At 40.4% G+C, this 13,342-nt stretch carries 8 protein-coding genes; all 8 read left to right on the forward strand.

What is annotated here, in order from left to right; genetic code table 11:
* Nucleotides 1-75: 75 nt before the first annotated feature.
* The 8 genes from ruvA (at nucleotide 76) to cyoE (ending at nucleotide 13,339) form a co-directional block, all read left to right on the forward strand.
* On the forward strand, nucleotides 76-657 hold the full coding sequence (gene ruvA, locus AC3E9U_RS04305) for a Holliday junction branch migration protein RuvA (RefSeq protein ID WP_488745682.1): 582 nt from the start codon (nucleotides 76-78) through the stop codon (nucleotides 655-657).
* A gap of 34 nt (nucleotides 658-691) precedes the next feature.
* On the forward strand, nucleotides 692-7,897 hold the full coding sequence (gene sov / locus AC3E9U_RS04310) for a T9SS outer membrane translocon Sov/SprA (protein ID WP_488746133.1): 7,206 nt from the start codon (nucleotides 692-694) through the stop codon (nucleotides 7,895-7,897).
* Nucleotides 7,898-7,958: 61 nt separating this feature from the next.
* Nucleotides 7,959-8,339, forward strand: coding sequence for a glycine cleavage system protein GcvH (gene gcvH, locus AC3E9U_RS04315; RefSeq protein WP_488745683.1), 381 nt, complete (start codon nucleotides 7,959-7,961; stop codon nucleotides 8,337-8,339).
* A 61-nt stretch (nucleotides 8,340-8,400) separates the two neighbouring features.
* The gene (locus tag AC3E9U_RS04320; RefSeq protein WP_488745684.1) at nucleotides 8,401-8,700 is read left to right on the forward strand and encodes a VanZ family protein; all 300 of its coding nucleotides are present in this window, start codon (nucleotides 8,401-8,403) and stop codon (nucleotides 8,698-8,700) included.
* Between the two features lie 64 nt (nucleotides 8,701-8,764).
* Entirely contained in the window at nucleotides 8,765-9,508 is a 744-nt protein-coding gene (gene deoC, locus AC3E9U_RS04325) for a deoxyribose-phosphate aldolase (protein WP_488745685.1), read from the forward strand.
* Between the two features lie 57 nt (nucleotides 9,509-9,565).
* Nucleotides 9,566-11,689: a gliding motility protein RemB gene (locus AC3E9U_RS04330; protein WP_488745686.1), complete on the forward strand. Its 2,124-nt coding sequence runs from the start codon at nucleotides 9,566-9,568 to the stop codon at nucleotides 11,687-11,689.
* Between the two features lie 53 nt (nucleotides 11,690-11,742).
* Nucleotides 11,743-12,285, forward strand: a complete 543-nt coding sequence (locus AC3E9U_RS04335; protein ID WP_488745687.1) for an SRPBCC family protein — start codon at nucleotides 11,743-11,745, stop codon at nucleotides 12,283-12,285.
* A gap of 139 nt (nucleotides 12,286-12,424) precedes the next feature.
* Nucleotides 12,425-13,339: a heme o synthase gene (cyoE, locus tag AC3E9U_RS04340; protein WP_488745688.1), complete on the forward strand. Its 915-nt coding sequence runs from the start codon at nucleotides 12,425-12,427 to the stop codon at nucleotides 13,337-13,339.
* Nucleotides 13,340-13,342: the final 3 nt, after the last annotated feature.

Here is a 13,342-nt window from a genome sequence, read left to right on the forward strand (position 1 = left end):
ATAAATAGGAACTTGCTCGGTTCTGATTATCAGGATAAAAGATTTTTCTTATTTTTGATAGATTAATTACTACATATGATCACGCATATTCAGGGGAAACTTGTTGAAAAAACACCTACCGAAGTCGTAATTGACTGCAATGGAGTAGGTTACAGTGTAAATATTTCGTTGCACACTTTTTCGTTGCTCCCGGAATCCGACTATTTGAAGTTGTTTACGTTTCTTCAGGTCAAAGAAGATGCTCATACTTTATTCGGTTTCGTTGAAAAAGCCGAAAGAGAACTGTTTAAATTATTACTATCCGTTTCAGGGGTGGGTGCAAGTACCGCAAGAACGATGCTCTCATCCATTGCGCCACAACAAATTATTCAGGCCATTGCTTCCGGCGATGTCGGCACCGTTCAGTCTATCAAAGGAATCGGAGCCAAAACCGCCCAGCGAATTATTCTGGATCTGAAGGATAAAGCATTGAAAATATATAATCTGGATGAAGTATCCTTTTCACAAAGCAATACAAATAAGGATGAAGCGTTATCTGCTTTGGAAGTTTTAGGATTTGTCCGAAAATCAGCTGAAAAAGTTGTCGATAAAATTGTTAAAGAAGACGGAAACGCTTCTGTGGAAACTATTATTAAACTAGCTTTAAAAAATCTCTAGTCATTTGAAAACGCATAGTAAAGACTTTTTCAAGATTCTTAAATTTGGGTTATCCCTGCTTATACTGTTTTTTGGTGTTTCCATTCAGGCGCAAGTTGATGAAGAAGAGAAGGATTCTGTAAAGAACGGAGTTGATTTAGGGCACTTGCAATTAGGAAATCCGCAGAGCATCACCGAAGCATATACGTATGATCCGGTGACTGATCGCTATATATATACCAAAACTTTCGATGGCTTTAATATAAATTATCCCATCATTTTGACTCCCAAAGAGTATGAAGAACTCTTGACCAGAGAGTCCATCCGGGATTATTATCAAAAGAAACTGGACGCTATCGATGGCAAAAAAGAAGGTGCTGAAGCAGCCAAAAAAGATTTATTGCCAAGATATTATGTGAATTCCGGTTTGTTTGAAACCATCTTCGGAGGTAATACCATTGATATTAAGCCTACCGGGTCTGTCGAAATGGATTTGGGTATCCGATTTACAAAACAGGACAATCCCGCTTTCTCACCAAGAAACAGAAAGAGTCTTACCTTCGACTTCGACCAACGAATCAGTTTGAGTTTGCAGGGTAAGGTCGGAACCCGTTTAATGGTGAATATCAATTATGATACGCAGTCGACTTTTGCGTTCCAAAACCTTATAAAATTAGAATACACCCCTACAGAAGATGATATTATCCGTAAGATTGAGGTCGGTAACGTGAGTTTTCCGTTAAACAGTTCTTTGATCCGCGGAGCCCAGAGTTTATTTGGGGTTAAAACACAATTACAGTTCGGTAAAACAACAGTTACCGGAGTGTTCTCAGAGCAAAAATCGCAAACGAAATCCGTTACGGCACAAGGCGGCGGGACATTGCAGGATTTCGAGTTATTCGCATTAGATTATGATAATGACCGACATTATTTTCTTTCGCAGTACTTCCGAAATAAATATGACGAAGCATTAGCAACTTATCCCGTTATTAGCAGCAGGGTTCAGGTAACTCGTATTGAAGTCTGGATTACCAACAAGCAAAATCGTATCAATGCAAATGATAACAACTTAAGAAATATCCTTGCTTTACAGGATTTAGGGGAAGGTCAGTTGACCGATGCGGCCGGTACCGATATTACTGCTTCGACGGTCGGTGTTCATAATCAGGGGATTCCCGGTTTTTATAATGGAACAACATTTAATGCGCCGTCCAACAACGGTAATAACCTTTTGGATCCTGCACTTATTGGCGCTCCAACAGGATTATTAAACCCTGCAATCAGGGATATTGCAACGGCGTCTAACGGTTTCAATCCGCCACTGGCAGCTGTAGAAGGCAGGGATTATGCCAAACTGGAAAATGCAAGAAAGTTATCGCCTAATGACTATACTTTTCATCCGCAATTAGGTTATATTTCCTTAAACCAGCGATTGGCAAATGACGAAGTATTGGCAGTTGCTTACCAGTATAGTATTGGTGATGAAATTTATCAGGTGGGGGAATTTGGAACCGACGGTGTTGATGCAACGGATGTAAGCGGCGGTATACCGACGACACAGAGTTTGATCCTGAAGATGTTAAAAAGTAACCTGAACAACATCGATCAGCCGGTTTGGAATTTAATGATGAAAAATATCTATCAGATTCCGGGAGCATATCAGTTGTCACAGGAGGATTTCAGATTCAATATTCTTTATACTGATCCGTCACCGTTAAACTATATTAATCTGGTGCCACCTCTGCCGAGTCCGGAGGATCAGGTTACCAGTACACCGTTATTAAAGGTCTTCAATCTCGATAAATTAAATTACACTAATGACCCTCAGGTAGGCGGAGATGGTTTCTTCGATTTTATTCCCGGGATGACCGTTGATACACAAAACGGTCGAATCATTTATACCACGGTAGAGCCCTTCGGTAAACTTTTGTTCGAGAAGTTACGTTCGAGTCCGTTGGAAAATTATGATGATCCACTGGCAGGTTATAATGCCAACCAGACGAAATACGTATTCCGAAACCTTTATAAGAAGACCCAGGCGTTAGCACTTCAAGACAGTGATAAAAATAAGTTTCAGTTAAAAGGAAAATTCAAATCAGTCGGCGGTGAAGGTATTTCCATTGGAGCCTTCAATGTACCTCAAGGTTCGGTTGTGGTTTCTACCGGCGGACGTGTTTTGGTAGAAGGTGTGGACTATACGGTGGACTATCAAAGAGGGCGTGTTCAGATCCTTGATCCTACGCTGGCCAATGCACCGATTGATGTTTCTCTCGAGAACAATTCAGTTTTCGGTCAGCAGACCCGACGTTTTTTCGGAGTTAACGTGGAGCATAAATTCAGCGATAAATTCCAGTTGGCGGGAACCTTCCTGCGGATGTCTGAGAAGCCGTTTACGCAAAAATCGAACTACGGACAGGAATCGGTAAATAATACTATCGTGGGGATGAACGGGAATTTCTCAACAGAAGTTCCGCTGTTTACTCGTCTTGTTAATAAATTACCGAATCTTGATACCGATGTGCCGTCTAATTTCTCTTTCCGTGGAGAGATTGCTTACCTAATGCCGGATGCGTCGAAGAATGACAGTTTTAACGGTGAAGCTACAATTTATATTGATGATTTTGAAGGATCGCAATCTACCATTGACATGAGAGCGCCTCAGGCCTGGTATTTGGGTAGTACTCCTTTGGAAGGCGATTTGGATGGGGTTCCTGGTGAAACTACAAGTCCACCTTCAGATGATTTATCCGTAGGGTATAAAAGAGCCAAGTTGTCCTGGTATACCATTGATCCGGTATTTTATGTCGAATCACAGCGACCGGACGGAATTTCGGAAGCCGATATGCTTACCAATAGGGTAAGAAGGATTTATAGTGATGAATTGTATCCGAATGTTGATATTGCACAGGGACAATCCACTGTCGTAAGCACATTAGATTTAACTTATTACCCTGCTGAAAGAGGACCGTATAATTACAGTCCGTTGGCAGATCCCGGTACCAACGCCTTAGCCAATCCTACCAATAACTGGGGTGGTATTATGCGAGCCATCAATTCCACGAACTTTGAACAATCCAATGTGGAATACATCCAATTTTGGATGATGGATCCTTATTACGGTCAAAATCCGGGTGACACAACTCCGGTAACGAACACGGGTAAACTGACGATCAACTTGGGAGAGATATCGGAAGATATTCTTACTGATGGAAGAAAACTATATGAAAACGGATTGCCGGAAGTAGGTTCTACTTTGCCGACCTATTCCACAAACTGGGGGAAAATACCTTCGGCGCAATCCTTAATTTATGCTTTTGATTCGGATGAGGGGAATCGTGCCGTGCAAGACTTAGGGTTAAATGGTTTAAGCGATGCAGAAGAGGCGGTTAAACATCCTTCTTTTGCAGCCAATCCGGACCCTTCGGCAGATAACTATCAGTATTATCTGAATGCCAGCGGGAACGTATTGGTTCGCTATAGAAATTACAACGGCCTGGAAGGCAACTCGCCTGTAGCTTTGTCGGATACAAACAGAGGATCTACGACATTGCCGGACGTGGAGGATGTTAACCGTGACAATACCATGAATACGATTAACGCCTATTATAAATTTGAAATACCGATTACGCCGAATCCCGTGATCGGACAGAATTATGTTGTCGATACAAGGGTAAATGATGCGGTGCCGATCACAAACGGTACAACTAAAGTGAGATGGGTACTTTATAAAGTTCCTATTCTGGAGGCTACTGCTGCCAATACGGTTGGTTCGATTTCCGATTTCCGTTCGATTCGTTTCATGAGAATGTTCCTGACCGAATTTCCGGAAGAGGTAACACTGCGTTTCGGATCATTGGATTTGGTTCGTGGCGAATGGAGACGTTATTTGTCTTCTATGGATAATAATGACCCGGATGTGTCTGATGATAATACCGGTTTTGATGTGATGTCATTGAATATTCAGGAGAACGGGGACAGAAATCCGATTCCTTACGTAATGCCTCCGGGGGTATCGCGTGAGCAATTAAATAATAATAACTCAATCATTGATCAGAACGAGCAATCGTTATCATTGCGCGTATATAGTAAAGATGGATCACCGACAGGCGGATTGGAAGAAAAAGATGCCCGTTCCGTATTTAAGAATGTGAATGTGGATATGCGTCAGTTCAAAAAGTTACGTATGTTTTTACATGCGGAATCGTTAGAAACCAGCACCGATCTGCAAAATGATGAAATGGTGGCTTTCCTTCGTTTCGGTAATGACTTTTCACAGAATTTCTATGAAGTTCAGATTCCATTGAAACCAACGGCTTTTGGTGAAACCGATCCTGCAAAAATTTGGCCTACGTCGAATGAAATTGACTTGGCGTTGTCGTTGCTTACGCAATTAAAGATTCGTGCCTTGCAGGGGACACTTCCTCCGGATGATGATTTGTCGGACGGAATCCAGTTTGTGAACGAGGATTTTCTTGATGGATCCTTGTCAGGTAAAGAAAACCTGTTACGAATAGGGGTGAAAGGAAATCCGAATTTCGGTTTGGTCAGAACCTTAATGGTCGGTGTTCGAAACAGAACGAATCCAGGTAAAACAATCCGTGGGGAAGTATGGTTCAACGAATTGCGTATGTCTGACATGGATAACAAAGGAGGATGGGCAGCTGTGGCTGCTATGGATACCAACTTTGCAGATTTTGCCGATCTTTCCGCAGCTGGTAGAAGAACAACCATCGGGTTTGGAGGATTGGAAGAAGGTCCGAATGAAAGAAGTCGTGAAGATGTTCTTCAATACAATTTAGTTACCAATGTGAATGCCGGGAAATTACTTCCGAAGAAGTGGGCCCTGACCATACCGTTCAACTATGCTGTAGGTGAAGAAACCATCACGCCGAAATATGATCCTTTCTATCAGGATATCGAACTGCAAACCTTATTGGATGTTACTCAGGATGCAGCTGAACGCGATAATATTGAAGAGCGCGCCATCGATTATACGAAGCGTACCAGCATTAATTTCATTGGTGTTAAGAAGGAAAGAACTGCAGATCAGAAGCAGCATGTTTATGATCCGGAAAATTTCACGTTCTCCCATTCCTACAATGAAATGGAACACCACGATTTCCAGATTCAGAGTTTACTGGATCAACAGGTGAAGTCGTCGGTTGATTATGCTTTTGCGTTTAAACCGAATTCGGTTGAGCCTTTGAAGAATAATAAATTCATGAAGAAAAGCAGTTACTGGAAATTGTTGAGCGACTTTAATTTCAGCTATCTTCCGACAACGGTTTCCTTCTCCACGAATATTCTTCGTCAGTACAACAGACAGGAATTCAGACAGGTTGAAGTGGAAGGTATCGGCTTGGATCCGCTTTACAGAAGAAATTATTTGTATAACTACAATTACGGGTTCAATTACAGTTTTTCAAAAGCACTTCGCTTCAGCTACAATGCGGCTACAAACAACATCGTGCGTAATTATTTCGATGAGAACAAAGTTCCTATCGAAGGACTGTCGGTTTGGGATGATTATTTCAATATTGGGGAATCTAATTTGCATACACAGCAGTTGATCGTAAATTACGACCTGCCGCTGAATAAAATTCCTTTCCTGTCATTCCTGAAATCCGTTTATTCGTATACCAGTGATTACAGTTGGCAACGTTCTTCCGATGCGCTTTCATCTGTTTCTTATCAGGGTGTGGATTTTTCGTTGGGCAACACGATTCAGAATGCAGCATCGCATAAGCTGAACAATACGCTGACTATGGATTTGTTCTATAAATATATCGGTCTGACCGCTAAAAAGAACACTGCTGCTAAACCACAGCCGAAACCGGCGGCGCCAAAACCGGGACAGAAAGTTACGGCAGCACCTACGAATGCACCGGAAGAACGTAGTTTGTTTGCGCAAAGAATGATCGGTTTAGTTACCATGGTAAAAACGATAGGGGTAAATTATACACAAACTGAAGGGACAATGCTTCCCGGATATTTGCCGAGAGTAGGTTTCCTCGGAACTACAAAACCTTCTGTAGGTTTTGTGTTGGGTAGCCAGGCGGATGTTCGTTATGAAGCTGCTAAAAACGGATGGTTAACCTATTATCCGGAGTTTAACCAAAGCTTCACGCAGATAGACAATAAAGTACTGAATATAACGGGACAGTTGGAGCCATTCCCGGATTTTAAAATCGATATATTGGCCGACTGGCTTAAGAGTAAGAATTTTTCCGAGCAATATGACGTGGATGGTAACAGTGTGTACCACTCGCGTTCGCCATACAGTTTTGGAAATTACTCGATGTCGACCATTCTGATCGGAACCGCCTTCACTAAAAGTGATGAAAATGTTTCAGCAGCCTTTGACGATTTCAGAGAAAATCGATTGAAAATTGCAAACCGATTGGCCACAGAACGCGGAATTGACATTAACAATCCTGCGAACATTGATGCGGAAGGTTATCCTAAAGGCTACGGTAAAAACAGTCAGGCGGTATTACTTCCGGCATTCTATGCGGCTTATAAAGGAACAGATGCTTCGAAAATCAGTACAAGTCCGTTCCGGGATTTCCCACTGCCGAACTGGAATGTTAAATATACCGGCTTAATGCGATATGATTGGTTTAAAGATAAATTCAAGCGTTTCTCATTGCAGCACGGCTATCGCGCTGCGTATACTTTGAATTCTTACCGCTCTAATTTTGAGTATTATGAGAATCCAAATCCGGATGTGTCTTCGGGAACGGTTAATTATCCGACTAAAGACATTATTTCGAATGTGAATTTAGTAGAGCAGTTCAATCCGCTGATCAGAGTGGATTTTGAAATGAAGAGCTCTATTAAAGTCCTTGCGGAAATGAAGAAAGACCGTGCGCTGTCATTAAGTTTTGATAATAACCTTCTTACAGAGGTTAAAGGAAATGAATATATTGTCGGATTGGGATACCGTGTTAAAGACGTAACTTTTACTTCGTCGCTGTCTGATGATCCTTCCGGTGTGATCAAAAGTGATATTAACTTGAAAGCGGACGTTTCTTTCAGAAATAATAAAACGATAGTTCGTTATTTGGATTACGATAACAATCAGTTGGGTGGTGGTCAAAATATCTGGTCAATCAAATTCACGGCTGATTATTCTTTCAGCAGAAATTTGACGGCTATTTTCTATTATGATCATTCGTTCTCAAAAGCGGTTATATCTACGACTTTCCCGATTACGAACATCCGTTCGGGATTAACGCTTCGATATAACTTCGGAAATTAAAGAAAAAACATTTTATAGTTCAAGCGAATAAATTTACATTTGTCGAATAAAAATAAACACAATGAATATACCAGCTAATTTAAAGTACACAAAAGACCATGAATGGGTTAGCCTTGATGGCGATGTAGCAACTGTAGGGATTACAGATTTTGCACAGAAAGAACTTGGGGATATCGTATATGTTGAAGTGGAAACCTTAGATCAGACTTTAGCAAAAGACGAAGTTTTCGGAACAGTTGAAGCTGTGAAAACGGTTTCTGATTTGTTCTTACCGCTTTCAGGTGAGATTATCGAATTCAATGAAGAGTTGGAAACGACACCAGAAGCTGTGAATTCAGATGCATACGGAGCAGGATGGATGGTTAAAGTTAAAATTTCTGATGCTTCTGAAATAGATTCATTGATGTCAAGCGAAGAATACAAAGCGCTAATTGGAGCATAAGAAAAATTTTCTTTTAGCGTTACTTTGGACAATTGCAATCGCGGCGGCCTGCTTGATTAGCATGGAGAAAGTGCCCACCGTAACGGTTTTCGGGAAAGACAAAACGGTTCATTCCTTTTTTTATTTGGTCTTTTCCATATTATGGTTCTTGTTTCTTTCGAAAGAATTTCCAAAATGGACTTTTACGCGAAAGGCCTTGATTGTTTTGGGTTCCTCGCTTATATACGGTGGAGTTATTGAAATCTGTCAGGGACTTTTCACCACATCAAGACAGGCAGATCTGTTAGATGTTGTTGCTAATACATCCGGCAGTGTTATCGCAGTCCTGGTTTTGTATCTCATAATAAGACCAAAGAAGTAAGGCGCTTCAAAAAAATAGTACAAATAAATCTCCCACTTCGGTGGGATTTTTTTATTTTTATCGCATGGATATAAGACAATATTTGGATTCTACCTATTTGAAGACGGCTTCCCAGGCTGGTTTGACCAAAGCTCAGAACATTGATGTGGTAAAAGGTTTTGTACAGGAGGCGATCGATGAAAAATTCAAACTGATCATGATCCGACCTGATATGGTGGCCTTAGCTAAAGAGATGATTGTTGCTTCTAGTTCTAAGGTCAATGTAGGTACTGTCATTGATTTTCCAAACGGAGACGGACTGCTGACGGAAGCTCTTAAAGAGGCAGAAACAGCAATTGTGAACGGGGCTGATGATCTTGATTTTGTGGTGGATTATGAGGCTTTTAAAAGAGGAGAGCTTGAACACGTTAAAAAGCAGGTGCTGGCAGGAACGAAACTTGGACTTTTTCATAACAGAATCGTCAAATGGATTATTGAAGTGGCTGCCATGAACGATCATCAGATTGTTCAGCTAACCGCACTTATCAAAAATGTGGTTCTCGCTAATTTTAAAGAAGAGCAATATGCAAATGTCTTTGTGAAATCATCAACAGGTTTCTATAAGACAGAGTCCGGAAAGCCTAATGGCGCGACAATCCCATCCGTAAAATTAATAATTGAAAATGCTTTTCCGTTGTCGGTGAAGGCGGCAGGCGGGGTGCGAACCTATGAGGAAGCGCTGGAGATGATTTCTTTGGGCGTAAAACGAATCGGAACGTCATCAGCCAAAGCCATTGCAAACGGACAGGCTTCCCCAAATGAATATTGAATTCGATTTTGTGCCTTTTAGGTGGAAATATTGAACAGTTATAAAGCAATTGATAAAATGAAATATTTAATAGCGTTACTTTTTTCTTTCGGCTTGAGCCAATTTGTTGCTGCACAAACCCATCCAACGGAGCAGTTTCCTGTCTTCCCTGAATGTAAGATGGCAACTGTGGGTCAGCAGGAAGCATGTTTTCATAATACCCTACAGAATTTTGTCTACACAAATTTTAAGGTGCCTCAATCCGTAACGGATAAAAATTTCAAAGGTTCGGTAATCGCACTTTTTGAAGTTGATACTACCGGAACATTTAAAGTGCTTTATACTGATACTGCTTATCCCGAGCTAACAGACGAGACGAAACGTGTGTTTTCGCTGTTGCCAAAAGTGGAACCTTCCAAATACAATGGAAAACCGGTATATTCTAAGTTTTCCATCAAAATTGCTATTCCATTGGTTCAACCTCCCGTTTTTGGAGCACCGGCAATAGCGGATCAATCAAATAAAAATGCTACGATCGACCCTAAATCGGAATCAAAGGAATTCGAATCGGTACCTTATAAAAAATTTGATAATCCGCAGTATAAGAGCAGTTTGAATATTCCTTTTACGCACGCTGTTTACAACGAGTTTGATCCTTCTTTGAATCAGGTCGGCACAAACAACCATACGGCGTCGAAACCATATACTTATGCCGAAGTCTCTAAATATCAGGATTTAGAAAAAGATTATAAAAGGAATTTGCTGAATAAGCAGTCCTGGTTTGGTCGAAAATTGTGGAATGAACATTTAATAGCACTTCAGGGGGATATTTATTGGTTTACCATGGATCCGATTTTTGATTTCCGTTTAGGGAAGGACTTCAGCAGTGAAACCGTTGATAATACGTTCGTGAATACCCGCGGAATTAATGTGCAGGGAGGTCTTGGCGAACAGTTATTTTTTACGACATCGATTTATGAAAGTCAGGGTAGATTTGCAGATTATTACAATCAGTATGCGGAATCTATTAGGCCTTCGGGTGGAAACCCGGCGATTATTCCAGGAATTGGTATTGCAAAGGAATTTAAAACAGATGCTTACGATTTTCCTTCTGCCGACGCTAATCTGATGTTTGCGCCTGCGAAATTCATCAATCTTCAGTTGGGGTACGGTCGTAATTTCATCGGAGACGGGTATCGTTCGCTATTTACCAGTGATGCGGCCAGTCCTTATCCTTATTTTAAAATCAATACCACATTCTGGAAAATCAAATATACCAATACGTATATGTGGCTGAAAGATGTTCGTCCCGAAGTTACGGTGGACGGGACCTATGCATCAAAATACATGGCGAATCACTATTTAAGCTGGAATGTGTCAAAACGTTTGAATATAGGTTTGTTTGAATCGGTTATCTGGACGGATACTAATAACAGAGGATTTGATATGAGTTTTGTGAATCCGATTATCTTCTTCCGTTCCGTGGAGTTTTCGTCTTCATCAAAAAGTGGAAATGCTACTTTAGGTTTTGCTTCAAAATACAAATGGAACAGCAAAGTGAATCTGTATGGTCAGTTTTTCCTTGACGAATTTTCACTGGACGATATGAAGTCCGGCAATCAAAGCTGGAAGAACAAATTTGCCTATCAATTAGGAGCTAAATATTACGACGCTTTTAAAGTTAAGAATCTTATGGTTCAGACGGAGTTCAATTTGGTTCGTCCGTATGTGTATTCTCATAGCGATCCTATTACAAATTATGGTCACAACAATCAGAGTATGGGGCATATGTGGGGCGCGAATTTTTATGAATTAGCGGTGATTGGACGTTATTATAAAGGCAGGTGGTTTGCAAATGCGAAGTTGACTTACGGTGTGAAAGGATTCGATTTTGAAAAACCGGCAGCTGGCGCTTCGATTCCGAATTCCAATTACGGCGGTGATATTTATCGAACATACGAAGCGGACCGTTATGCGGATACCGGTGTAAAAGTCGGTCAGGGGAATAAAACTACTATACTGATTGGGGATTTACAAGCGGGTTATGTTGTGAATCCGGCAATGAACCTGAAAATTTTTGGAAATTTGATTTACAGAAATTTTGATCCTACCAAGGACACCGCAACTACTTTTAAATCGGATACGACTTGGTTTTCTGTAGGGTTACGATCCGATTTGTTTAACTGGTATTATGATTTTTAAGGTTTTATGATTTTTTTTCGTACATTTAAGAGCCAACTTAAAAAACAAACTGTATGAAAATTGTAAAGAAATTACTTTTATTTGTTCTCTCCATTGTGGTAATCTTATTGGTTGCCGGGCTTTTTGTTAAGAAAGACTATGCTTTAGAACGCGAGGTTGTAATAAATAAACCGGAAGCGGAGGTCTTCAAGTATATCAGAATGATGAAGAATCAGGATAATTTCAGCGTCTGGAACAAAAAAGATCCTAATTCGAAAAGGGAATTCAAAGGGACAGATGGGGAAGTGGGATTTGTGTATTCTTGGGACAGTGAAAATAATGAAGTTGGTAAAGGGGAACAAGAAATTGTGAATATAGTTGAGAATGAAAGAATCGACATGAAATTGCGTTTTAAAGAACCTTTTGAAGCGGAAGATAATGCCTATTTCATGACTGAAGATCTTTCGCCAAACCAAACCAAAGTAAAGTGGGGTTTTAAGGGTCATATGGATTATCCGATGAATTTATTCCTTTTAACAGTGGATATGGATAAAGAATTAGGTGGGGCTTTGGAAACAGGTCTGAAAGATTTGAAGAAAATTTTGGAACAACAATAAGATTGAAATAATAAAAAGTATAGGCAGGCTGAAAAGTTTGCCTTTTTTTGTTAAAACTGGTTTCAAAACCTGATTTTAAAGGATTGCTATTGAGAAATATAAATTTTGAAGTATATTTGCGCACCATTTTGGCAATTAAATGAAAACTGCATTGGATACTTCGGGTAAATCGTTAACGCTGACCTCTTTACTTACTGATTTTAAAGAAATCACAAAAGCCGGATTGGCTATCAGTGTGGTTTTTTCATCCATTGTCGGGTATCTTTTGGGGGTCTCTGACGAATTTCCTTTTTCATGGGTAACTTTTATATTGCTTGCGATAGGAGGTTACTGTATGGTGGGAGCTTCCAATGTTTACAATCAGATCATTGAGAAAGATCTGGATGTTTTGATGGACAGGACCAAGAATAGGCCTTTGCCTTCGGGAAGAACTTCAAAGCAAAACGCATTTATACTTGGTACGGCTCTTACGCTGATCGGATTGATTATTTTGTATAGTATCAATCCAAAAACAGCCATGTTCGGCGCAATTTCAATATTTCTTTATACCTGTGTTTATACTCCTTTAAAAACAATTACGCCCTTATCGGTTTTTGTGGGCGCCTTCCCCGGAGCCATTCCTTTTATGTTGGGTTGGGTTGCAGCTACCAATAATTTCGGAATTGAAGCTGGGACCTTGTTTTTGATTCAGTTTTTCTGGCAGTTTCCGCATTTCTGGGCAATTGGCTGGTTTTTGTATAAAGATTATGAAAAGGCAGGTTTCTTTATGTTGCCAACAGGTAAGCAGGACAAGAAAACCGCGCTGCAGACCATTTTGTATACCGTTTGGCTGATAATCGCATCATTGCTGCCGGTGTTAGGGTTTACAGGAGATTTGAAATTAAGTTATATTGCTGCAGGCATAGTGTTGTTGTTAGGTTTATGGATGCTTTATTTTGCAGTGAAATTATACAGAGAAATGGATGAGAAGGCAGCAAGAAAGCTTATGCTGGTTAGCGTTTCTTATATTTCTTTGTTGCAGTTGGTATATGTTATAGATAAATTTTTACGATAGTAT

The organism is Flavobacterium sp. 21.1, from assembly GCF_057801535.1.